The organism is Campylobacter concisus, from assembly GCF_003048675.2.
GTDB classification, from domain to species: Bacteria; Campylobacterota; Campylobacteria; order Campylobacterales; family Campylobacteraceae; genus Campylobacter_A; species Campylobacter_A concisus_F.
The window spans coordinates 170341-193330 of the sequence record NZ_CP060707.1 but is presented as its reverse complement, the minus strand read 5'-3'; the positions used below and the strand labels follow the sequence as shown (position 1 = coordinate 193330).

The window sequence follows — 22990 nt, the reverse complement described above, 5'->3', positions numbered from 1 at the left end:
TTTAATTTTTCAAAATTCTACTAAATTTAAATTTATTTGACCTTGAAATAGCTCAAGAGTAGCGATGTAAATCTCTTTTTGTGTAAAAAATACTCTTATTTTATCTTTTCCACGGCGTCTTTTGCGGCACTTATGCGCTCCGCCTCATCAAGCTCACGCACAAAACCATCTTTTACTAAAATGATCCTAGTTGCCACGTCAAAGTAGCTATCATCGTGGCTTACGGCGATGACGCTTATGCCTTTGCTTTGCAAAAACGGCAAAATTTCTTTATAAAATTTACGCTTGAATAATGGGTCTTGATCGGCCGCCCACTCATCAAGGATAAGGATAGAGCGGCGCTCTAATATGGCTATTAGCAGGCTTAGGCGCTTTCTCTGACCGGTTGAGAGCTGCGTGGTGCTAAGCTTATTATCAACGACGACACTTACCTTTTTATCTATCTCAAGCAGAGCCAAGAGCCCCTCTATATCGCTTTGGCTGGCAAAGCCATCACGACAGAGTGTTTGCGAAAATAGATAAAAATCAGCAAAAATAGCGCTTATTTTTGCTTGGTAGCTTTGTAAATTTGCATCATCTATCTTTGTGCTATCAAGGTAAATTTCGCCGCTACTTGGGCGGATAAGTCCGCAAAGAATATTTATAAGCGTGCTTTTACCGCTGCCATTTTTACCGATGATAAATGTTATCTCGCCGCGTTTGATCTCTAAATTTACATCATTTAGGCTAAATTTGCCGTGGTCGTAGTTGAAATTCAGATCCTTTAGCCTGATACTTTGCCACTCATCGCTTAGGCTATCGTCAAATTTAAAGCCTTCTTTAAATTCATTTAAATTTAAACTCATGATCTTCTCTAAACTCACCTTTGCGCTAAGTGCGGCTGGTATGGAACCAACCATACTCATAAATGAGCCTCTTAAAAATAGTATCGTTAGGCTTATGCTTAGTGCTGTTTGCACGCTCGCCCAGCCAAATGCCACGCATAAAAATACACAAAGTCCGACTGAGCCAAGGAGCATTACATTTGTGAAATTATCACTTAGCGCGTGAAATACGTCAGCTTTTACCATGCTTTGACGCTTCTTATCGCCTGTAAAATTTAGCTCATCAAAGCAAACTTGCGCCCTTGCTCTATTTAAACTAAGCTCTCTATGCCCCTCAACGATGTCGTCATAGTGCTTTTGCAGCGCATCATCTTGCGTCCTTGAGTCTTTAAAATAGAAGTGAATTTTCTTCATAAAAAGCGTGTTTATAAAAAGTGTCGCACCGATCCAAACGGCTAGAAATATAAAAACTTTTGGCGCGATGTAAGCTAGATAAAAGCTCGCACAAACGATAAAAACTAGGCTTTGTATGAAGCCAGTAGCGCTCATAAAGGCAAATGTGATCGTTTTTATGTCGTTGTTTAGACTAGCTATGATCTTTGCCTTGCCGATCTCGTTTATCACGCTATTTGGCGTGTCTAAAATTTGCTTTACGCTTTGATATCTAAGCTCGTAGATAAATTTATGTCCAAAATTTGTAAGCGAGATGTTTGCAGCGATGGCGCTTAGAAAAAATAGAAGCAAAACAGCTATAAATTTAACCGCCACAAAGGCGTCAAATTCTTTTAAATTTACAAGTTCATTGTTGATAAAAGAGAGCGTCCAGACGCCAAGCCCGCTAAAGGCAAGCGTCAGGATCACTATTTTGATTATTGAAAAAAGATTGCTTTTTATTAAATTCGCAAGCATTACATGGCAGCACGTGGCTGGATGATGTTTTGATCAAATTTTTGCTCGGTATTTTCACTCATGATGTGAAGCACCTTGCTGCGTTTGATCTTCGCGTCATCCTTAAATATCGCGCGCACCTTGTCCATGCCAGCGTAGAAGTCGCGCATGAGCACGACGCAGATGTATTTTCCAAAAAATGTTGGCTTGATAACACCATTTTCTTCGTAGATCGCATTTACAAGTTTTAACAAGCTAAGCTCGACAAATAGGTCTTTGTTGATGTTTGCGTTGTTTTGTTCGTTGTAGGTTTTGATATCAACAGCACCGTCAAAAAGCCTTGTTAAAAATGTATATTTTAATCTCTCTTTTTTGCTAAATGCGCATTTTGCGATGACTGGGCTTTGTCTTTCTTTGACCTTTCTGCCGTAGTCAAGTAGGTTAAAGGCATTTATCACAAGCTCGCCGTTTAAGAAGCTAAATGCGCCACTACCAACACCCACGTACTCTAAATTTGAGCCTACATATTCGTCGCGAAGGTCTGCACTTTTTTCATTTGAAAATGCCCAAGCGTTGCTTTGCCTGTAGCCACCCTTGGCAAATTCGCTCACGATGATCTCGTAAAATTCGCGTTCATTATCGACGTTTGAGACGCCAAGTGCGCGAGCGATGTTCTCTCTTGTTAGCTCTGATTTCATTAGCGGATAGAAGGTGATTTGCTGCGGAGAGATCGATTTTGCAGTATTTATGTCGTTTATTAGCTGCTCTTTTGTTTGATTTGGCAGGTTAAAGATGAGATCTAGGCTGATGACTGGTATCTTGCCGATAGCCTGCTCAAGCTTTCTTTTTGTCTCTTTAGCTGAGCCAAATTTCTCGTATCTGCCAACTCTTTTTAGCGTCTCATCATCAAAGCTTTGCACGCCAACGCTTAAGCGGTTGATGAGCCCATCAAAACGGCCTAGACTCTCTGGCGAAATGTGATTTGGGTCGCTCTCTGCTGAGATGTCCTCTATGCTAAAGAGATCTTTTGCGAGTTTTAGCGTTTTTTCAAGCTCTGGCTCGTTTATAAGCGTCGTGCCACCACCCACATAAAGCGAGTCAAAGTCAAAGCCAGCCTCTTTTATCTGCCTCATCTCCTCGCGTAAATTTTCAAAGTAAATTTTTGCAAGCTCCTGCTCGTAGTGGTACTTGTGAAACGAGCAATACGGGCAAAATGTGTGACAAAATGGCACGTGAGCGTAGAGCATATATTTTTTGTCTTTTTTTGGAGTTTTGGTGTAAGTCGTGTTTAAAATGTCTATGTTAAATTCGTTATATAGCGATTTTTGTATAGAATTATGAGCGTAATTTACAGCAAAACTCTCAATGATATTTTTAAAAATCATAATTAATCGCCTTAAATAAGTTAATTTTAATTTAGTACATTAGGATAGCCAAATTTTAATAAATTTAGCCTTGCATTAACGTAAATTTTGAGTAAAAAATGCAATCATTTTTTAAATTTTCTATTTTTACAAACCTGCGATTTTTACATATCTAGCTCGCTTTTGCTCTATAAATTTAAGCTTAGCCTACTTACTCTTTTACCCTTGAGATAACCTTGCTTGAGTCAAGCTCAAATTTCACTCCGTCTTTTGTCTGCAAGTAGTAAAATTTACCGATATTGCAAATCGACTTCACGTCATAAATTTTAACCGCCTTTTCATCTATCTCGCAAGGCGTTTGCTCTTTGTCTTTTGCCCCGCAAAGTGAGCTAGGTAGCGCTTTTAACACACTTTTATCTACAAGTAAAAATTTATAATCCACATCGCCTATGTTAAAGGTTTTTGCTGTGTATTTGATAAACAAAAGCGAGTTTGAAACGATCATAAGCGAAAGCGCAGCGTAAAAAACAAATGAAAAATCCTTTGTCTCTTTGATGCTTGCAACACCCAGCATAAAAGAGAGCATAAACGAGCAAAAGAGTATCCAAAGTGCCAAAAATCCGCCATCTTTTAAGACGACAACCGAAATGATAAAGAGCAAAGACATGAGAAATGACAAAAGATAGAGGATGAAATTTGATCTATCTTTAAAGAAAACTGCCAAATTTACCCCAGCATAAGAGAGCAAAAGTAGCGATAAAATGGCACTCCAGCCGTAGTTTAGCTTGAATGCCGCAAAGGCTAAAATGGCAAATGAGATGAGCGTTAAAAAATAGATGAAATTTGAACTATAAAAAAATAGAAATTTTGGCTTTTTAAATTTATATTTTTTATCATCATTTTGATAAAGGTAGGAGACAAAGACCAAGATAGCGATCTCAAAAGCCGTTACGATCGCTGTCGCACAAAATAGCAAGATGCCTGTAAATATCATCTCTGAGCTATCTAAGCTCGGAAAGTAACCGATCTCAAAGCCAAAATATAAAAAGTAGCAAAGCATGCTGACAACTGGGACGATGAAATTTGAGTGCTTGAAGAAATTTGTAGCGCACTCTTTTATGAAATTTGCCTTTAAATTTGCCGAGTGCTCACCAAGATGGCTCTCAAAAAATGAGTTTAAAAGCAGCTCATTTTTTATCTTTTCAAGGCGCTCCTCGTCACTATTTGCTGCACCTTTATAAATTTCATAGTTTTTGTCTTCAAAATCCTTTGTGATCTCATCTTTTATATCTAAGATCACGAAGCAAATTCGCTCTTTTAGCTCCTTTAACTCCTTTGAAATTTCAGCGTAATTTGTCCTATTTAGCCTGTCAAAAAGGTCGTTTTCTTCGTTTAAAAGAGCGATCAAACGCGCTTGTTTGCTGCTTCTTATCTCATAGTTTGAAAAATTTGCCTTTATAAAATTTACAAATTTCTTAGCGTTTTTAACGCTCTCATCTTTTTCATCTAAAATGTCTTGATAACTCAAATTTACCTTTCTTGTTTCTCTCTTGAGATGATTTTACTTGCGTCAAGCTCAAACCTTACTTTGTCTTTTGTCTCTAGGTAATAAAACTTTCCTAGTGTTGAAAGAGCTTTGATGTTGTGAAGTTTTATAACATTATCTGGATACTTTCCAACATACTATGTTACTACCATATTTTTGCTAACTTACTTGCTAAAAATCTTTGAAAATAATTAGAACACTAATTTTATTTTTTTATTTCATAGCTACCAAAAAATTTATTTATAGTATCAATTTCATCTGTAAACATTATTTTTTTATTTTTTATGAGATATATGAAATAACAATTTCTTATTAGAAATATAATGGTGCCAGAGAATACAAGGAAATAGCTCAATATTGGATCATAGGTAACATTATCATATGAATTCAAGAAAAGTATTCCGAAGAAACAAATACAACAAAATGTACTATCTATATTGGTAAGACTATGTTTGATTGCCTTTTTGCAAGTTGTTTGTACCAAAAAGAATCCTAAACTAAATTGTGCTACCAGAAATACAAATGTTTGATCAATTAAGATAGGATCATACTTTCTTGGCATTGAAAATATATAAACCAAAACTATTAAAAACATATAAACAAACAAAACACCCAAAGAGTTTTTTGCCTCCTCTGATACATATTTTTCAGGTTGTGTCTTTGGGCTATAGTCCATTTTACGAAAACGATAAGCGACAGCTGACAGCAAAAAGAATAACACTGCTATACACATACCAGAGAAAAAATAATACTTAGAAATATTTTCAGTTACATATCCATTTTTTAAAGAAGCTATTAAGTTGGTATCCGACATAAAAGCATACTTTGGATTTTCTGACTGGTATCTTATTTGCAATAAAATAGTCATAAAAACGCCCAATGAAATAAAATATCTATATGTGCCAAAAAATAAAACTTTTAAGTAAAACACTTTTTCGTCTCCGATATTGATTTTTATATCAGATTATACTACATAAATATTTTGATAATTCAGGTAGCTCAAATTTTTCCTCTTTCTATTTTAACTATGCAAGCACCTTTGCGATTTCGCTCCAGCCCATTTGATCGGCAAAGTCAGCCGCTGTTTTGCCACTTTTTGTGCGAGCATTTTTATCAGCACCGTATTTTAGCAAGAGATTTACAAGGTTTAAATTTCCAGCGATCGCCTCGTGGTGAAGCTGCGTATATCCAAACTCATCGGCGTCTGTGGCAACGCTTGGGTGTTCTTTTGCATAGTTTTCAAACTGCTCGGTCATATTTTTACTCATCGGATGCTCGATCAAATTTTCTGGGTGCTCTTTTTGCTCGAAAACTACCAAAATGTCGTTATAATCGCCAAAGTCAAGCCCCCAAGCTGCGTCATGCTCGGCTAGCTCATCTTTTTGCATGCGTGATCGCATCGCCTGCACGCTAAATCCGCCGTATGCGCGCCCACCAATGGCAAAAAGCCAGTCGCTCATCTCACCTATCTTCGCGCTTATTTGGTCGCCAACTTTTACGTTTTGCACGGTGTCTGGCTCATTTACGAGCGTGCCATATATCGTTTCGCCGTCAAATTCCACGTCGTTTATCCACATGTGCTCGCCCACCTCTTCGCCGTTTATTGTGTCAAGAAAGCAAATTTTTACCATCGCATAGTCAAGCCCGGGCACGATCCTGCGGCGCTCCCAGTAAAGCTCACGCCAAAAATATCTAAAGCTCTCACGAGCCTGCTCAAATGCACGCTGCATGTAGTCTTCGTCGCTACTTACAAAATAGATCGGCATCTGCTCGCCAAGATCGATTTGCTTGCCAAAAATTTTCTTAAAAAAACTCATTTTTTATCCTTAGTGAAATAAATTTAAGTGCAAATTTGCAAAAACTGCCAAATTTAGGCTAAATATCTAAATTTTTAAATGAAAAATTTAGTGGCTATTTCGCAAAACTAGGCGAGGCGATTTCAAAAATTTAGCCTACCAACTTACCAAATTTAAACAAAAATATCGTGAGACGGATTTAAATGTTGCGACGAAAAACTAAGCGTGCGCTAGGTATATAGCCTGCGAAGCGAGAATTTTTCTAGCTCATTTAAAGGCACTCGCGAGAAGCCATTATTTTAGGTTTTTAAAGCTTATTGGGAGCTCTAGATTTAACCCCCTAACGAGCTTTATACACTCCTGCAGATCGTCTATGCTTTTGCTTGTCACCCTGATCTCTTCGCCCCTGATCTGCGCGCTCACCTTGATCTTTGAGTCTTTGATCGCTTTGGTGATCTTTTTTGAGTTTTCACTATCAAGCGTGTCGTTTAACTTTAGCGTCGCTTTTAAATTTCCGCCACTAGCTGGCTCTCTTTTTGTCTCTGTGATAGCAACTGGCGGGATGTTACGCTTGATGAGCTTTGAGATCACGATGTCTTTTAGCGCGTCGATCTTATTGTCGCTTGAGCTAAGAAGCGTGATAAATTTCTCTTTTTCATTTAGCTCTACCTCAGCCGCAAGCCCCTTAAAATCATACCTTGCTGCGATCTCTTTTTTAGCCGTCTCAAGAGCGTTTTTAACCTCCATCATATCGACTTCAGCGCTTATATCAAAGCTGTGTTCAGTTGCCATTTTCTATCCTTTTATAAATTCATCTATATTTTTAACTATGAGTGAGATCAGCCGTTTTCTAGCCTCCAAACTGCCCCATGCTACGTGCGGCGTGATTAATAAATTTTCTTTGTTTTTTACATTTAAAAATGGGCTATTTTCGCTCATTGGCTCACTTTCTAAAACGTCGGTGCCAAAACGCAGATTTCTCTCATCTATCGCCCTTGCCATCGCAGCTTCATCAACTATGCCGCCACGTCCTAAATTTAGCACTATCGCATCATCTTTTAGCAAATTTATCTCGTTTGTACCCAGTAAATTTCTAGTTTTTTCATTTAGTGGTGCGTGGATGCTGATGATGTCGCTGCTTCTTAGTAGCTCGTCTAAGCTTTTTTGCTTAAATTCACTATTGTTATTTGCTCCACTTGTCGAGTAGTAGCTTACCTTTGCACCAAATGCACGTGCTGCTGCTGCCACGCCGCGTCCTATCTCGCCAAGTCCGATGATGCCAAATTCTTTGCCAGCGATCTCGCTGATATCTGCGCCAAGATAGGTGAAAATTTCACTCTTCACCCACTCGCCGTTTTTTACGTACTCATCATAAAATTTGATGCGGTTTGTTAGCTCAAAAAGCAAGGCAAATGTGTGCTGCACGACGCTTGCAGTAGAGTAGCCAGCGACGTTTTTCACAGCTATATTTTTAGCTTTTGCATGCTCAAGATCTACGTTATTCATGCCAGTTGCACTTATGCAGATAAGCTTTAAATTTAGCGCATCCATCACGGCTTTATCGATGACGACCTTGTTTGTGATGACGATATCAACGCCCTTTAGACGTGGCACGACCTCATCGCTTTTGGTTTTTTGGTAGCTAATAAACTCGCCAAATTTCTTAAAAACACTAAGATCAACGTTTTCGCCAAGCGTGGCCGCGTCTAAACAAACGATCTTCATCCTTAGTCCTTAATGAAATGTCCTACAAATTTAGAGTAGTTATCTAAAATTTTACCGCCCTTTCTATATCCAAGCGCGCACGCTTCATAAGCGTAAAATACGCCAGCTTGGTAGCTCTCGCCTCTCTCATCTTGGTTAAACTCGTAAAATTCTTGATAGATGGCTTTGTTTGAGTCGTATTCGCCGTCATTGCTTGCTATTTGTGCGCCGTTTTCATCGTATATCGAGACGTTTGCACCTTCTCTGCCAAATACTGGCTTTTTCACATATTTTTTGCCTTTTAGTGGCTCATTTGAGGTCTCAAGCAAGAGCGGGTGATTAGGATATAGATCCCAAAGGATTTTTAAAATTCCTTTGCTTTGGAAAAGTAGCGTGTAGGCTGGATTTATGATGATAGCTTTTTGGTTTTTGATGATGTTTGAAAGTATCAGAGCCAGCTCGCCCTCATCGATCGCTATGCTCTCCCAAGGGACAAGCTTAAACCAGTACTCGAAATTTGCATCGCCTTTAAAAATGCCCTCATCATCGTTAAAAACGACCTCATCAACGTAGGCAAAGTCTGTTTCAAAGCCAGCCTCTTTTGCGATGTATTGCAGTAGTTTTACGGTCTGCTCGTCCTCGATACTGCCAGCGATGCTGCTAAAGAGTATCCCCCAGCCCTCGTAAAGCTCGTCAAAGTCAGCATCCTCGTCGCCAAGCGTGATAAGGCGTTTGAAATTTTGCTTTAGCGACTCGTAAAGGTCGTTAAACTGGGCCGCTTCGTCCATGTGATTTAGCTTTAGCATCGCCCACTGGATGATCGCCGTCTCAAAAACTGCCGTTGGCGTGTCGGCGTTAAACTCAATGAGCTTTATAGGCTTACCATCAAGCCCGCCCGCCAGGTCAAACCTGCCATAAAGGTGCCAATGAACGTCATTTTCCCAGCTATTTTTTATGATATCAACAAGGTTAAATGGTATGCCTATCTCGTGAAAAAGGTTGTTGTCGATCACGTGTTGAGCGGCATTTACATACATATCATATAGCTCGTTTGCCGCCTCGTAGTAGGCATTTGCCTCTTTTTCGCTTACTTGCACGATCTCATCTGCGATATACGAGCTGTTGTCGTTATCTGTATGCCATGCAAAGCCTATTTTCTCCATAAATTCGTTGTTTAATGGTTCTATCTTTTTTAAATTTATCATTTTTATCCTCCAAAGTGTAAATGTGATTTTTTGCCACCACTAAAGAACCCGCTTCTGCCACTGCTTTTAGTTGAGCTATCGCTTGAGGTTCTATACCTTCTCTTACTCTTGCTATAACTTTCAGAACTTCTTGAATAAACGCTCTGATGAGCATAACTACTTGCTTGACGAACTGCTTGATAGGTTAAGTTACCAATAAGCTTACTGCCTATCCAACTACCAAGTATCGCGCCGGCTGCTGAGGATAGTATCGTCTCGCCAAGGCTTAGACCACCGCTACTTAGCTGTGCGTCGCTCTCTTTTGTTGAATTTAACGTATTGCTATCTTCTGTATCACTTTCACGAGTTAGTAGATCTTCTATCTCGTCATAGCCTAGCACGCGCTCGGTGCCGTTTATATCTTTTAAAACGACCCTAGTTTCAGTGCTTGGATACTCTTCTAAAATTTTATAAACGCCAGGCGCGCTCTCTTCGATGATGACAAAGGCGCCGTTTTTTTGCGCAACTTCGTTTAGTGCGTTTTCATTGCCGCCATCGTCGCTTCCGCAACCAGCAAGTCCAGCCATGATAATGGCACCAAATCCTCCAACCGCAGCATAAGTTGCTATCTTTTTAATGTGTTTCATATCTCTTTATATGCCATGCAAAGCCGATTTTTTCCATAAATTCGTTGTTTAATGGTTCTATCTTTTTTAAATTTATCATTTTCAGCCTCCAAAGCTTGATGAGCTAGAGCCTGACTTTGAGCCACCACCGAAAAATCCACTCTTGCCACCACTACTTCTTGCAGCAGAATTTGCCGCTTTTTGCTTGTTAAAACTATCCACACTTCTTGTATAGGCACTTGGATTTTTATATGTGCTTTGGCGATTTGCTTGGAAATTTTGGTTGCCAAAGAGCTTACTGCCTATCCAGCTACCAAGTATCGCGCCAGCTGCTGAGGCAAGGATCGTCTCGCCAAGGCTTAGCCCGCCGCTACTTAGCTGTGCGTCGCTAGTTCTTGTCAAATTTGAAGTGTTATTGTCGATCTTTGCGTTTGCTTGCGCTAGAAGCTTATCGATCTCATCTTTACTTAGCACGCGCTCTGTGCCGTTTATATCTTTTAAAACGACCCTCGTTTCAGTGCTTGGATACTCTTCTAAAATTTTATAAACGCCAGGTGCGCTCTCTTCGATGATTACAAAGGCGCCGTTTTTTTGCGCAACTTCGTTTAGTGCGTTTTCATTGCCGCCATCGTCGCTCCCACAACCAGCAAGTCCAGCCATGATAATGGCACCAAATCCCCCAACCGCAGCATAAGTTGCTATTTTTTTGATGTGTTTCATATCTCTCCTATCAACTCTTTTAAATTTTTATGTCTTCTAACAAGTATCACGCCGCGTTTAAATTTGATAAATTTGGAGTGATGTATCGCTTTTATTATCTTTTCACTGATCTTTTTTGTCGCTTTTGGTTTTAAATTTAACTCCTTTAGATATTCGCTTAAATTTATCCATTTTGACTCGTCTTCTATCTGCGCATCTATCGCCACTTCGCTTGTGGCACTTTCATTTTTAGGTGCTAAAAGAGGCCTTTGCATGGCGTTTAGAAACTGCATGAGCTTCTCGTCTCTATCCTTGTAAATTTGCAAAATTTCATTTTTGCGCTCGATGAGCATCTGCTCTTTTTCTTTAAAAAGCCTATCTTTATCGGCTTGCAAATTTAAATTTAAGCTCTTAAGCTCATTTAGCTCATTTAGCAAATAACTTACAAACTCGTCGTTTTGGGATTTAGTTTTTGTGCTTTTTGAAGCGGTTTTTGCGGGTTTTTCGCTACTTGGTTCCTCGTCAAGGATGACAAATTTTGTGCCATTTTCAATGAGCGTTTTCAACGAGCCTCGGCGGATTCTATTATAGACTGCTTCTTTTGTTATGCCTAAAATTTCTGCAGCTTCATTTACAGCTAGCTTTTGCATCGGATTTCCGTTTAAAATAAAATAAAAAAATTGCTTTGATTATAAAAAAATAAGGCTAAAAGAAGAGTTAAACAAAGAGAGCAAAGCTCCCTTTGTCTTGGTTTTAGAGTCTTGACTCGTAGCGTCTAAGCATATAAAGACGTTTAAGCATTTTCTTGCGAGCTGCAATTTTTTGTTTCTTGCGGATCTCAGTTTTAGGCTCAAAGAAGCGTCTAGCTCTTGCTTCAGTTACGACTAAGTTACGGTCAGTTTGTTTTTTAAACTTTCTGTAACCCTCGTCAAATGACTCGTTAGGATGTACCTTAATACCAGGCAACGTCCTCACCACCTTTCAGATTAAAATAAGCCGTGAGTATAGTTTAACTTTCATAAATTTAAGCTTTCAAAATATGCTCAGCAGCTATCAAACCAGAACTAATGCAGTCTGGTGTAGAGCAGCTTGTTAGCCTTGCATAGCCGTGAATTCCGCCTGTTGCTTCGCCTATGGCATATAAATTTTTAATAGGCATATTATCTTTTAAGCCTAGCACTTCAAAATTTAAACTAACCCTTACTCCACCTGGCGTGTAGCTTATGCCAGGAGCCGCTAGCATGCCGTAAAACGGAGCTTTCAAGATAGGATTTACCTTGCTAAGGTCCTTTTTAAAGTCACTATCGTCTTTTTTCTCTATATTTTCATTATATCGCTTGATCTCGCTGTTTAAAACCTCTAAATTTAGCCCAAATTCCTTTGCCAACTCATCTAAATTTTGAAATTTCTTCATCTTTCCATCTTCTACAAATTTGTTTAGCCTTTTTGGATCGTGGCTACTTCCAAAACCAACCTCATCAAAGATTATCACTGCAAATTTATCTGAGCTGTTATCTTGCATATTTTCTAAAATTTTATCTGACAAGCCCTGCCTGTCGCCATCTTCATTCATAAATCTTTTTGAGTTTTTACCATCAACTATCATTGAAAAGACTAGGTCTTCTGTTGGGATACCAAAAGAGTACCTGCCAAGACTTAGCTGTATAGGCGTTGCTCCAGCTGCTAGCATGGTTTTTAGCGCTCCAGCTGTTGCGCCTGGGCTTGAAGGTGTTTTAGCAAGGGCTAGTCTTGGATTTTGAGCGGCTTTAAATTCCTTATCTGCCGAATATCCACCGCTTGCAAAGATGACAGCTTTATTTGCTTTGTAAAATTTGCTATCACCTGTTGTATTTTGCATGTCATCATCAGCCAAGCTCTTATCAAATTTATACTCTTCTCTCACCTTTAAGCCTGCTACCTTGCCACTTTCGTCAAATATAATCTCATCAGCCTTTACGCGCTTAAGACTTGTCCCGCCTTTACTTTCAAAGTGCGAATTTAAAGTCTGAACAAAGGCTCCACCACCGCCCTCTGTCTCTAAGCTTCTAGCTACGCTATGTCCGCCAAGATGTTTTAGTTTGCTAGCAAATTTAACACCTCTTGCCTTTACAAATTCATACGATCGTTTCGAATTCTCAGCTATACGTAAAGATTGTGCGACGTCGTTAAAGCCCTTGCCAGCCTTGTTTAGATCTTTGACAAAAAGTTCTATGGAGTCTTTTATGCCAGCATCTATCTGCTCGTCTGATCCAACGCAGGCAAAGTCAAGTTGCGAAATGACCGAGTTACCGCCAAGTCTTGACATTTTTTCAATCAGCGCTACCTTTAGCCCAGCCTCAGCCAAAACTATGCCAGCTACATTTGCGCTAAGTCCGCTACCAACGATAAGTACGTCAAATTCCTTATCCCATTTTGGCTCATTCGCTGACGCCTCTAAATTTAAAGCAGCTAGTGTTGTGGCTGCTAAACTTGTCTTTATAAATTTTCGCCTAGAAATCATACACACTCCTTTAATAAATTTGTAAAAATATACCTTAGAAAAGGGGCAAAAATGGGTTTAAAGCGGTTTTAATGTATAATCACAAAAAATAAAAAAAGGCTCACCATGTCAAAGGACATTCACTTTAGCTACGCCAAGAGGCGTTACATTTTTTTCGCCTGTATCACGTTATTTGTATTTATTTTGCCATTTATTAGGATAAACGACGCGCAGCTATTTTTGCTGAGCTTTGATAAGAGCAGGGTCGATCTATTTTTTACAAAATTTGATATGCAAGAGCTATATTTGATGCCATTTTTGTTTATCACTTTGTTTTTAAGCATATTTTTCCTAACGACGCTTGCAGGGCGAGTTTGGTGCGGTTGGAGCTGTCCGCAGACCATTTTTAGAACGCTCTTTCGTGACCTTTTGCAAACTAAAATTTTAAAGATCAGAAAAAATATCCAAAACAAACAAAATGAGCCACAAGGTCAAATTTTAAAACGTGCAATAGCAGTTGGAATTTGGTCTGTTTTGGCTCTTATCATAGCTGCAAATTTCATGTGGTTTTTTGTGCCGCCATTTGAGTTTTTAGCCTATATAAGTGACCCCGCGGAGCATAAAATTTTACTTGCATTTTGGCTTGGTATAGCAGCTTGGCTAGTCTATGATGTGGTCATTTTAAAAGAGAATTTCTGCGTCTATGTCTGCCCGTATGCGAGGGTGCAGTCAGTTATGTTTGATAGCGACACGATACAAGTTATTTATAATCAAAAACGAGGCGGCGTCATATATGAGGGCCGGGAGAAATTTAAAAAGCCAAAAGAAGATGGCGCACTTTGCACTGGCTGCGAAGCCTGTGTGAGGATATGCCCAACACATATAGATATAAGAAAAGGCATGCAGCTTGAGTGCATAAACTGCCTTGAATGTAGCGATGCGTGCGCTAAAGTGATGGGACATTTTAACGAGAGCTCACTCATCGAGTGGAGAAGTATAAATTCTCAAAATGAAAATAAAAAGGTGAAAATTTTTAGATTTAGAACGGTTGCCTATCTAGTCATTTTGTGCGCTACTTTAGTAGCTGCAGCGCTGATGAGCGGCAAAAAAGAGAGCATGCTTTTAAATATAAATAGAACCAGCGAGCTTTACAAGGTTTTAGGGCAAGGTGAAGTCGAAAACTCATACGTCTTTTTGGTACAAAATACCCAAAATAAAGAGCATACATTTTTCTTTGAGATAGATGATAAAAGTATAGAAATTTCTCGCCCAAGCAAGCCGATCACGCTAAAAGCTGGCGCAAAGCAAAAGGTCATCGTCACGCTAAAATCAAAAAATGAAAACACGAGCGAAAAAGATCTTTTAAAACATATAAATATAAGAGCTTACGCCACTGACGAGCCAACTATCAGCGTGCAAAGGGCTAGCACCTTTATCTATCCTAAAAGATGATAAAATGGCAAAAATTTAGTGGGAAGTGAAATGGCGATCTCAGAAAAAGGCAAAAAACGATACGAACTCATCGTAAAAACAGCGCTTGAGCTATTTTTAAAAAATGGCTACGAAAAGACAAGCCTTAGCGATATCGTGGCGATAAGTGGCGGCTCGCTTGCTAGTATTTACACTTTTTTTGAGAGCAAGGAGGGGCTTTTTCAAGCGATCATCGAGCAAGAGATAGATGCGCTTATAAAAGAGGTCGATGAGAGGATAGATCTTAAAATTTCTCATAGCTTGGAGGAGTTTTTAACCAAATTTGCAACCATCATCTTCTCCATCGTCTGCACCAAAAAAAGCGTCTTGCTTAGCAGGACTATGATAAGCGAGAGCTCTAAAAATGGTGGCAAGCTTGGCAGGGTATTTTTGGATCAAATTTTAAATAGGATCGACCTTGTGCTTATAAATTTCTTTGAAAGAGATGAGATAAAAGCCCAGCTTAATCCAAAATTTCCAGCCAAATTTGCTGCAAAATGCTTTATAGAAAATGTAAAGGGGTCACATTACTACAACGCCCTCATATTAGACGAGGAGCCAAAACTAAGCAAAAAAGAGCGTGAAGAGCACGTTGCCTTGTGTGTTGAGCTATTTTTAAATGGGATTGTTAAAAGATAAAATTGACTTTTAATTTATTTTTGGTTATATTCATGGCATTTAAAATTTTGTAATTAAGATTACAAAACTAAACTTGGGATTAAATTTTAAAATTAAGAGAGGTTTTTATGTTGAAATTTAAAAGTTTTCTTGTGCTTTCGGCTGCCGTTTTTTTCTTTTCTGGCTGCTTTGAAAGTGGTGACAAAAAGGCTGCTGCAGGCCGTCAAATGCCACCATCTCACGTTGATATTTTCGTTGCACAAAAAGCAGATGTGCCTATTAGTTTTGACTATACAGCCACAGTTACTAGCAACCAAGATGTCATCATCTATCCAAAGGTTGGCGGCACGATCATAAAGCAGTTTTTTAAGCCAGGCGATAAGGTAAAGACTGGAGAGAAGTTATTTCTCATAGATCCAGAAAAATACGAGGCTAGCTTTGACTCGCTTGACGCAGCTGTTGGCGTGGCAAATGCAAATTTAAAAAATGCGCAGACTGAGTTTAAAAGAATTTCTGCCCTTTATAAGAAAAATGCAGTCTCTCAAAAAGACTACGACGCAGCCGTTGCAGCTTATGACATCGCAAATGCAACTTTAGTAAGCGCAAAAGCAACTTTAAAAAATGCCAAGATCGATCTTGGCTATACAACTATCACGGCTCCATTTGACGGCGTTGTTGGCGATAATAAAGTAGATGTTGGCTCACTTGTAGTAGCAAGCCAAACTCAGCTTGTAAGACTAACAAAAATAAATCCGATCGAGGCTGACTTTTACATCGCAGACGTGGATAATCTAAGCAGAAAAACAAATTTAGATAGTGGCGCTTGGCAGCAACTAAATAGCGAGGCTGTCTTAAATTTAAACAATGAAAATTTCACTGGCAAAGTGATATTTATAGATAACGTCGTAAATACCGCGACTGGCAGCGTTTTGGCAAAGGCTAGTTTTGATAACAGCGAGGGTAAAATTTTGCCAGGTGCGTTTGGTCATATAAAGATGAGTGGATTTGTGCAAAAAAATGCCTTTAACATCCCACAAGTTGCCCTTCAACAAAGCGCTACAAACACTTATGTTTTGGTCGTGAAAGATGGCAAAGTAGGTCAAAAAAATGTAAAAACTAGCTACCAAACAAAAGATATGGTCGTAGTGACTGAGGGTCTTGAAGAGGGCGATAAGATAATAGTTAATAACTTCCTTAAAATCGGAGTTGGCGCACCAGTAGAAACTGATAAAGACCTAAGCGCAAATTTCTTAAACAAAGATGCAAATGCTACAAGTAGCAAGTAAAGGCAGATAGATGTTTTCAAGATTTTTCATAAACCGCCCGATATTTGCAACTGTTATATCTATCATCATAGTTATAGCAGGTTTTATGGGTATCAAGGGGCTTCCAATAGAGGAGTATCCAAGTCTTACACCGCCTACTGTCTCTGTAACTGCGACATATAGCGGCGCTGATGCGCAGACGATCGCTGACTCAGTCGCAAGTGCCATTGAAGATCAGATAAATGGTGTTGAAAATATGCTTTATATGCAAAGCACCTCAAGCTCAGCTGGTACAATGAATATAAGTGTATATTTTAAGATCGGCTCATCGTCAAAACAAGCTACGATAGATGTAAATAACCGCGTCCAAGCTGCCCTTTCAAGGCTACCTCAAGAGGTGCAAAATATGGGCGTAACGGTGCGTGAAAGAAGTGGCTCGATCCTTCAAGTAGTTGGCTTTACAAATCCAAATATGAACCTAGTTGAGCTATATAACTATGTGAATTTAAACATCGCAGACGAGATCAAAAGAGTAAAAGGTATCGGCGATACAGCGCTCATTGGCAACAAAGAGTACTCAATGAGAATTTGGCTAAAGCCAGACAGACTTGCTAAGTTTAAACTAACTCCAAGCGACGTCATCTCTCAAGTAAAAATTCAAAACTCACAATACGCAGCCGGCAAGATCGGCGAGCAGCCATCAAAGGGTGAAAATCCTTATGTTTACTCGGTCGTTTCCGAGGGTCGTTTTAAAGATCCAAAGCAGTTTGGCGAAATTTTGATAAAGAGTGAGGACGGCAGTGTCGTAAAACTAAAAGAGGTCGCCACAGTCGAGCTTGGAGCTGCTAGCTACGCATCAGATGCTATGCTAAATGGTAAGCCAGCAGTGCCACTTTTGCTATTTTTGCAAAACGATGCAAACGCACTTGCAACTGCAGAGGCAGTCGCTGCAAAGCTTGAAGAGCTAAAGAAAACCTACCCAGTTGGTCTAGAGCACACCATAGCCTACAACCCAACTGAATTTATCACCGTCTCAATCAATGAGGTTATCAAAACTTTCATTGAGGCGATGCTACTTGTTCTTGTCGTAATGTACTTCTTCTTAAAGAGCTTTAGAGCCACCATCATACCGATGCTCGCCGTGCCAGTCTCTATCATAGGTACATTTGGCGGACTTTATATCATGGGCTTTAGTATAAATTTGATCACGCTTTTTGCCCTGATCCTAGCCATCGGTATCGTCGTGGATGACGCCATCATCGTTATAGAAAACGTCGAGAGAATTTTACATGAAGATAAAAACATAAGCGTAAAAGACGCGACATTTAAGGCAATGGAGGAGGTACAAACCCCAGTTATCTCTATCGTGCTCGTGCTTTGTGCGGTTTTCGTGCCAGTTTCATTTATGGAGGGCTTTGTTGGCGTTATACAAAAGCAGTTTGCGCTAACACTTGTTGTCGCCGTTTGTATCTCAGGCTTTGTCGCTCTTACTCTTACGCCAGCACTTTGTGCGGTTATGCTTAAAAAACAAGAGAACAAGCCATTTTGGATAGTTCAGAAATTTAACGACTTTTTTGACTTTAGCACTAGGCTCTTTACAGCAGGCGTGGCAAAAATTTTAAAACACGTCATCATTAGCTTTATAGTCATTGGCATAATGGGATTTGCGACGTATGGCCTTTTTCAAAAGGTGCCAAAAGGGCTTGTGCCTTCAGAAGATAAGGGCGCTTTGTTGGTTATCACCTCGCTTCCACCTTCAACAAATATGCTAAAGACCAAAGAAGAGGTAAAATCTATTAGTAACGCCATTTTGAGCAACCCAAATGTCGAATTTACCATGGGATTTGCAGGCTATGATATGCTAGCTAGCTCACTTAGAGAAAACTCAGCCATCAGCTTTATCAAGCTAAAAGACTGGAGCGAAAGAAAAGGTGCAACGGACGGTGCAGATGCCTTAGTAGGTCAGTTTAACGGCATGCTTTGGGGTTCAAAAAACTCAATGACCTTTGTCGTAAATGTGCCACCTATCATGGGTCTATCAATGACTGGCGGCTTTGAGATGTATCTACAAAATAAGAGCGGCAAGAGCTACAACGAGATAGAAGCGGATGCTAGAAAGGTAACTGCAGCTGCAAACGCAAGGCCTGAGCTAACTGGCGTAAGAACGACGCTTGAGACAAACTACCGCCAGTTTAAGATAACAGTTGATAAAGAAAAGGCAAGGCTATTTGGCGTAAGCGAGAGCGAAATTTTTAGCACGATAGCAGCTACTTTTGGCTCTTACTACATAAACGACTTCAACCTTGCAGGTAAATCATACCGCGTATATGCAAGGGCAAGCGATAACTTTAGAAACAACCCTGAGGATCTAAGAAAAATTTTCGTCCGCTCAAAAGATGGCGGCATGGTGCCATTAAATTCAGTAGCGACGCTCACAAGATCGATCGGACCTGATATCGTTGATAGATTTAACCTCTTTCCAGCGGCTAAGATCATGGGCGATCCAAAACCTGGCTACACATCAGGCGATGCGATAAGAGCGATACAAGAGGTCGTAAATGACACACTAAGTAGTGATGAGTACGCTATAAGCTGGGCTGGAACGGCGTATCAAGAGGTAAATTCTCAAGGAACAGGCACAGTCGCCTTTATATTTGGTATGGTCTTTGTCTTTTTGATCCTTGCGGCTCAGTACGAAAGATGGCTCATCCCACTTGCAGTCATAACTGCCGTGCCGTTTGCAGTATTTGGCTCGTTGCTAGCTGTTTGGATAAGAGGGCTGACAAACGATATCTACTTTGAGATCGGACTCTTGCTACTCATCGGTCTAGCGGCCAAAAACGCCATTTTGATCGTAGAATTTGCTATGCAAGAGCGCGAGAGCGGAAAGAGCATATTTGAATCAGCTGTAAATGCGGCCAAACTTCGCTTTAGACCTATCGTAATGACCTCGATCGCATTTACTCTAGGCGTTTTCCCAATGGTTATAAGCACGGGTGCTGGCGCTGCATCTCGTCACTCACTAGGAACTGGCGTAGTTGGCGGTATGATCGCATCAACAACGATAGCGATATTTTTCGTGCCTATGTTTTACTATTTGCTTGAAAATTTAAATGAAAAATACTGGAAAAAGGGAGCAAAAAAAGATGAGAAATAAGGCGTTTATACTTATAACAGCGGCGTTTTTGGCTGGTTGCTCGTTTCGCCCAGATATGCCAAATGTGGATACAAATTTCACCTCAACATACACTTTCGAGACAAGCGATATAAGAGATCTTTGGTGGAAAGAATTTCACGATGAAAATTTAAATTCTCTAGTCGAAAGCGCACTTGAGAAAAATACAAATTTACGCATTGCATATTTAAATTTACAAAAAGCAAAAGCAAGTCTTGGCATTGCTGAGGCTGACTTGCTACCGGGGGTAAATTTAAATGTAAGTTATACCAAAGCAAAAAGCAGTGGTGAAACTTACACAGGGCAGCCTCAAACACGCTATAGAAGTTCGAGCATAAATTTAGGACTAAACTACGAGATAGATCTTTGGGGTAGAGTGCGAAATAGCGTGCTTGCAGCTAATGAAAATTTAAATGCGAGCAAATTTGACTATGATAGCGCTAGACTAAGCCTTAGCTCAAGTGTGGCAAAAAGCTACTTTGCTCTAGTGTCGCTAAACATGCAAGAAGCAGTGCTAAAAGAGACACTAAAGACCTACGAAGATACGTTAGCGCTTCGCAAGACGCAGCTTGATCTTGGTGGCATAAATGAGATGACCTATCTGCAAAGTAAGGCTGAAGTAGAAAGGGCAAAAACAAGCCTAACTTCAGTGCTAAACTCAAAGTCGCAAGCGCTTACTTCGCTAGCCATCCTAACTGGCAAGAGCAATGATGAAATTTTAAAAGGAGCCGTTGCTAGTGCGCAAAATTTACCAAGCTCACCTGAGATAAAGGCTGGCATCAGCTCAGATGTTTTGCTTAGAAGAAGTGACGTGGCAAAGGCGCTAGCAGATCTAAAAGCTACAAATGCCCTTGTTGGCGTGGCAAAGGCTGATTATTTCCCTACGATCTCACTCACTGGACTTTTGGGCTTTACAAGTATTGATTTTGAAAATATATTTGTAGGAAATGCCAATACTTGGAATATAGGTGGCTCTTTAGCGCAAAAAATATTTGACTACAGCAGGACAAAAAACAACGTCCGTGTTGCTGAGACAAACGAGCAAATCGCAGCTATCACTTACGAAGCGACCGTTAGATCGGCCCTTGGAGAGGTTAGAGACGCCCTTATCTCAAGGCAAAATGCAAAGCTCTCTTTGGATCAGGTAAAAAATTTGCTACAATCGCAGCAAAAAATTTATTCGCTTGCTAAAGATCAATATAACGCTGGCTATATCGGTCACTTAGAGCTTCTTGATGCGGAGAGAAATTTGCTTCAAGCAAAGCTTCAAGATGTCTCTGCAAAGCTTGATGAAGTAGATAGCGCGGTTGAAGTTTATAGGGCACTTGGCGGCGGATTTAAGGTAGATAAATAAACTCAAAAAGGAGAAAAGTTGATGACTAAGATTTTAAATTTTTTATTTTCTTGGGGATTTTTTGTTTTTGCTATCGCTCTTGGCGTAGCATTATGGTTTGCGATAAATTACGTGGATACCATTAGGCTTGAGTCAAGCTTTTATGATATCGGCGAGATATTTATGATGGCAGCTGTCTTTGGTATCGTTTTTTACCTTATTGCAGCGATATTTGTTATACCTATTAGGGCGATGACAAAAAAGGCCTAAAAACTCTTTTCATCTAAGAATTAAATTTCTTAGATGAACCCTCAAAACATTTTATAAATTTCTTTTTACTTATTTAAATTTGAAAGAGTAGAAAGGGCGAAGATCGCCCCTTGAAGCATAAAATTTGATTATTTTGCACTTTTGCAGCCGCATGTGCAGCCTAAAATCCTATAAATGATAGCTCCGATGATCGCTCCAACGATAGGTGCAACCCAGAAAAGCCAAAGCTGCTCTAGTGCCCAAGTACCTTGAAATATCGCAACGCCAGTTGAGCGAGCTGGATTAACCGATGTGTTTGTGATAGGTATCGAGATAAGGTGGATAAGCGTCAAGCCAAGGCCAATAGCGATCGGTGCAAAGCCTTTTGGAGCACGCTCATCAGTCGCACCTAGGATGATGATAAGGAAAAACGCAGTTAGAACGACCTCTGCAACTAGCGCTGAGACTAGATTGTAGCCATTTGGTGAGTGCTCGCCGTATCCGTTGCTAGCAAAACCGCTCGCAGTAGCGTCAAATCCAGCCTTGCCTGAAGCGATAAGATATAGCACAGCAGCAGCTGCGATCGCTCCGATAACTTGCGCGATGACATAAGGCACGAAGTCTTTTTTGTCAAATCTTCCACCGACCAATAGACCAACTGAGACAGCAGGGTTGAAGTGTCCGCCACTGATGTGACCAACTGCGTAAGCCATCGTAAGAACTGTAAGACCAAAAGCAAATGCAACACCCACAAAACCAATACCAAGCTCTGGAAAAGCCGCAGCAAATATCGCACTACCGCAACCTCCAAAAACTAACCAAAATGTGCCAAAAAACTCGGCTAAATATCTCTTCATTTTCTCCCTTTTAGGTAAATTAAAAGGGGCGATTTTAGCAAAAACGTGTGACATTACAAAATATTGTAAAGATAGAGTTTTATATCTGGTTTGGGCTAAAATTTTAATACTTATTCAGCCAGTATTTATTGTTCTTTATATCATCGTAAATTTTTATTTTAATCCTAGCTAACACAACATCGATAACTCACACAAAATAATATTCAAAATAGATATAAATTTATGCCGACCATCAGCAGTATCAAAACTATGTTGTTTATCTAAAATAAGGCAAATTTACCAATTTTATGCGCCGCTATCGCCATCCAAAATTACTTCTATTCCATTATTAACTTTTTTAAAATCAACATTAAAAAGAGATTCGTTAGAACAGTCATTATATTCGAGTTTGAGATAGTTTTTGCCAGCTCTTGTTAGGCTAAAATAGCATATGTTTTCACTATTTTCTGGTCTACTTTTAAATTTATATTCAAGCCTTGTGGTTTTATTTAAATTTGGCATTTTCATCTCTTTGGAAGCGCTCTTATATATCTCTTTTGTGTCGTCTTGAAAATATTGTTTTAAATAGTGCTTGTAAGCCCCAAGCAAATCTGTATTTTTATATATACACTTTGACGCAACGCAGCTATAATCACCATTACAAATTTTTTCTTCATAGCTCTCATCACAATCAACTACAATCTCACTTGACCAGCAAAACATAGATATTGCACTTACTATAAGCAGTATTTTTTTCATAATTTTCTCCAGAATACTTTTATAAATTTATAACCACTTACCTGATTTTATCCTTTACGATGCCTAATCACAATATATAAATTTAAAATCAAATAAAGATCGCATAAGGACAAAGACCATCATGCTCCATATAAAGCCAAAAGCATAACTGCCTTTTGTATCTTAATATTGAGCC

At 39.6% G+C, this 22990-nt stretch carries 21 protein-coding genes; 6 read left to right on the top strand and 15 right to left on the bottom strand.

Translation table 11 applies throughout. From position 1 onward, the window contains the following. Positions 1 to 95 precede the first annotated feature (95 nt). From CVT00_RS00955 to CVT00_RS00895, 13 genes are all read right to left on the bottom strand, one after another. On the bottom strand, positions 96 to 1733 hold the full coding sequence (locus tag CVT00_RS00955) for a cyclic peptide export ABC transporter (protein ID WP_103635689.1): 1638 nt from the start codon (positions 1731 to 1733) through the stop codon (positions 96 to 98). Further along, positions 1733 to 3097, bottom strand: coding sequence for a coproporphyrinogen III oxidase family protein (locus CVT00_RS00950; protein WP_103635688.1), 1365 nt, complete (start codon positions 3095 to 3097; stop codon positions 1733 to 1735). Before CVT00_RS00950 ends, CVT00_RS00955 begins: the two co-directional genes overlap by 1 nt. 190 nt (positions 3098 to 3287) lie before the next feature. Beyond that, the gene (locus CVT00_RS00945) at positions 3288 to 4604 is read right to left on the bottom strand and encodes a hypothetical protein (protein ID WP_107915101.1); all 1317 of its coding nucleotides are present in this window, start codon (positions 4602 to 4604) and stop codon (positions 3288 to 3290) included. Between the two features lie 223 nt (positions 4605 to 4827). Continuing rightward, on the bottom strand, positions 4828 to 5490 hold the full coding sequence (locus CVT00_RS00940) for a hypothetical protein (RefSeq protein ID WP_103635686.1): 663 nt from the start codon (positions 5488 to 5490) through the stop codon (positions 4828 to 4830). A 157-nt stretch (positions 5491 to 5647) separates the two neighbouring features. After that, entirely contained in the window at positions 5648 to 6439 is a 792-nt protein-coding gene (locus CVT00_RS00935; protein ID WP_103635685.1) for a YegJ family protein, read from the bottom strand. 273 nt (positions 6440 to 6712) lie between these two features. Next, positions 6713 to 7210, bottom strand: a complete 498-nt coding sequence (locus tag CVT00_RS00930) for a YajQ family cyclic di-GMP-binding protein (RefSeq protein WP_107791248.1) — start codon at positions 7208 to 7210, stop codon at positions 6713 to 6715. Positions 7211 to 7213: 3 nt separating this feature from the next. Continuing rightward, positions 7214 to 8143 carry a D-2-hydroxyacid dehydrogenase gene (locus tag CVT00_RS00925; protein WP_107915099.1) on the bottom strand — a complete coding sequence of 310 codons (930 nt, stop codon included), beginning with the start codon at positions 8141 to 8143 and terminating at the stop codon, positions 7214 to 7216. Between the two features lie 2 nt (positions 8144 to 8145). Then, positions 8146 to 9327 (bottom strand): glutathionylspermidine synthase family protein, encoded by a 1182-nt coding sequence (locus CVT00_RS00920; RefSeq protein ID WP_107915097.1) that lies wholly within the window; start codon positions 9325 to 9327, stop codon positions 8146 to 8148. A gap of 2 nt (positions 9328 to 9329) precedes the next feature. Continuing rightward, positions 9330 to 9953, bottom strand: coding sequence for a UPF0323 family lipoprotein (locus tag CVT00_RS00915; protein ID WP_107915095.1), 624 nt, complete (start codon positions 9951 to 9953; stop codon positions 9330 to 9332). Positions 9954 to 10034: 81 nt separating this feature from the next. Then, positions 10035 to 10652: a UPF0323 family lipoprotein gene (locus CVT00_RS00910; protein ID WP_103607312.1), complete on the bottom strand. Its 618-nt coding sequence runs from the start codon at positions 10650 to 10652 to the stop codon at positions 10035 to 10037. Beyond that, entirely contained in the window at positions 10649 to 11281 is a 633-nt protein-coding gene (locus CVT00_RS00905) for a hypothetical protein (RefSeq protein WP_012001111.1), read from the bottom strand. Before CVT00_RS00905 ends, CVT00_RS00910 begins: the two co-directional genes overlap by 4 nt. 103 nt (positions 11282 to 11384) lie before the next feature. Next, positions 11385 to 11597, bottom strand: a complete 213-nt coding sequence (gene rpsU, locus CVT00_RS00900) for a 30S ribosomal protein S21 (protein ID WP_009294994.1) — start codon at positions 11595 to 11597, stop codon at positions 11385 to 11387. Between the two features lie 58 nt (positions 11598 to 11655). Continuing rightward, positions 11656 to 13131, bottom strand: a complete 1476-nt coding sequence (locus CVT00_RS00895; protein ID WP_107915093.1) for an FAD-dependent oxidoreductase — start codon at positions 13129 to 13131, stop codon at positions 11656 to 11658. 105 nt (positions 13132 to 13236) lie between these two features. Here CVT00_RS00895 and ccoG point away from each other — a divergent pair, with 105 nt between their 5' ends. From ccoG to CVT00_RS00865, 6 genes are all read left to right on the top strand, one after another. Beyond that, entirely contained in the window at positions 13237 to 14562 is a 1326-nt protein-coding gene (ccoG, locus tag CVT00_RS00890) for a cytochrome c oxidase accessory protein CcoG (RefSeq protein WP_107915092.1), read from the top strand. A gap of 30 nt (positions 14563 to 14592) precedes the next feature. Continuing rightward, entirely contained in the window at positions 14593 to 15219 is a 627-nt protein-coding gene (locus tag CVT00_RS00885) for a TetR/AcrR family transcriptional regulator (protein ID WP_107915090.1), read from the top strand. A gap of 107 nt (positions 15220 to 15326) precedes the next feature. Continuing rightward, positions 15327 to 16484 carry an efflux RND transporter periplasmic adaptor subunit gene (locus CVT00_RS00880; RefSeq protein ID WP_107915088.1) on the top strand — a complete coding sequence of 386 codons (1158 nt, stop codon included), beginning with the start codon at positions 15327 to 15329 and terminating at the stop codon, positions 16482 to 16484. 10 nt (positions 16485 to 16494) lie between these two features. After that, positions 16495 to 19620, top strand: a complete 3126-nt coding sequence (locus tag CVT00_RS00875) for an efflux RND transporter permease subunit (RefSeq protein ID WP_107915086.1) — start codon at positions 16495 to 16497, stop codon at positions 19618 to 19620. Next, a complete protein-coding gene (locus tag CVT00_RS00870; RefSeq protein ID WP_103558238.1) occupies positions 19610 to 20992 on the top strand; it encodes an efflux transporter outer membrane subunit in 1383 nt (460 codons plus the stop codon). The genes CVT00_RS00875 and CVT00_RS00870 overlap by 11 nt, the downstream gene beginning before the upstream one ends. A gap of 21 nt (positions 20993 to 21013) precedes the next feature. Beyond that, positions 21014 to 21241, top strand: coding sequence for a hypothetical protein (locus CVT00_RS00865; RefSeq protein WP_004318043.1), 228 nt, complete (start codon positions 21014 to 21016; stop codon positions 21239 to 21241). A 128-nt stretch (positions 21242 to 21369) separates the two neighbouring features. On the opposite strand, the gene aqpZ is transcribed toward CVT00_RS00865, so the two are convergent. Beyond that, complete coding sequence (aqpZ, locus tag CVT00_RS00860; RefSeq protein ID WP_103558239.1) at positions 21370 to 22077, bottom strand: aquaporin Z; 708 nt, start codon at positions 22075 to 22077, stop codon at positions 21370 to 21372. Positions 22078 to 22362: 285 nt separating this feature from the next. Then, positions 22363 to 22815, bottom strand: coding sequence for a hypothetical protein (locus tag CVT00_RS00855; protein WP_103558240.1), 453 nt, complete (start codon positions 22813 to 22815; stop codon positions 22363 to 22365). Between the last annotated feature and the right edge of the window lie 175 nt (positions 22816 to 22990).

Excerpts from the sequence above, each read along its gene's own strand:
- CVT00_RS00880 (WP_107915088.1), top strand. The coding sequence starts at position 15,327 with ATGTTGAAATTTAAAAGTTTTCTTGTGCTTTCGGCTGCCGTTTTTTTC.
- CVT00_RS00920 (WP_107915097.1), bottom strand. The coding sequence starts at position 9,327 with ATGATAAATTTAAAAAAGATAGAACCATTAAACAACGAATTTATGGAG.
- CVT00_RS00865 (WP_004318043.1), top strand. The coding sequence starts at position 21,014 with ATGACTAAGATTTTAAATTTTTTATTTTCTTGGGGATTTTTTGTTTTT.
- CVT00_RS00950 (WP_103635688.1), bottom strand. The coding sequence starts at position 3,097 with ATGATTTTTAAAAATATCATTGAGAGTTTTGCTGTAAATTACGCTCAT.
- ccoG (WP_107915092.1), top strand. The coding sequence starts at position 13,237 with ATGTCAAAGGACATTCACTTTAGCTACGCCAAGAGGCGTTACATTTTT.
- CVT00_RS00940 (WP_103635686.1), bottom strand. The coding sequence starts at position 5,490 with ATGACTATTTTATTGCAAATAAGATACCAGTCAGAAAATCCAAAGTAT.
- CVT00_RS00955 (WP_103635689.1), bottom strand. The coding sequence starts at position 1,733 with ATGCTTGCGAATTTAATAAAAAGCAATCTTTTTTCAATAATCAAAATA.
- CVT00_RS00905 (WP_012001111.1), bottom strand. The coding sequence starts at position 11,281 with ATGCAAAAGCTAGCTGTAAATGAAGCTGCAGAAATTTTAGGCATAACA.
- CVT00_RS00885 (WP_107915090.1), top strand. The coding sequence starts at position 14,593 with ATGGCGATCTCAGAAAAAGGCAAAAAACGATACGAACTCATCGTAAAA.
- CVT00_RS00910 (WP_103607312.1), bottom strand. The coding sequence starts at position 10,652 with ATGAAACACATCAAAAAAATAGCAACTTATGCTGCGGTTGGGGGATTT.
- CVT00_RS00925 (WP_107915099.1), bottom strand. The coding sequence starts at position 8,143 with ATGAAGATCGTTTGTTTAGACGCGGCCACGCTTGGCGAAAACGTTGAT.
- CVT00_RS00895 (WP_107915093.1), bottom strand. The coding sequence starts at position 13,131 with ATGATTTCTAGGCGAAAATTTATAAAGACAAGTTTAGCAGCCACAACA.
- aqpZ (WP_103558239.1), bottom strand. The coding sequence starts at position 22,077 with ATGAAGAGATATTTAGCCGAGTTTTTTGGCACATTTTGGTTAGTTTTT.
- CVT00_RS00915 (WP_107915095.1), bottom strand. The coding sequence starts at position 9,953 with ATGAAACACATTAAAAAGATAGCAACTTATGCTGCGGTTGGAGGATTT.
- CVT00_RS00875 (WP_107915086.1), top strand. The coding sequence starts at position 16,495 with ATGTTTTCAAGATTTTTCATAAACCGCCCGATATTTGCAACTGTTATA.
- CVT00_RS00870 (WP_103558238.1), top strand. The coding sequence starts at position 19,610 with ATGAGAAATAAGGCGTTTATACTTATAACAGCGGCGTTTTTGGCTGGT.
- CVT00_RS00855 (WP_103558240.1), bottom strand. The coding sequence starts at position 22,815 with ATGAAAAAAATACTGCTTATAGTAAGTGCAATATCTATGTTTTGCTGG.
- CVT00_RS00935 (WP_103635685.1), bottom strand. The coding sequence starts at position 6,439 with ATGAGTTTTTTTAAGAAAATTTTTGGCAAGCAAATCGATCTTGGCGAG.
- CVT00_RS00930 (WP_107791248.1), bottom strand. The coding sequence starts at position 7,210 with ATGGCAACTGAACACAGCTTTGATATAAGCGCTGAAGTCGATATGATG.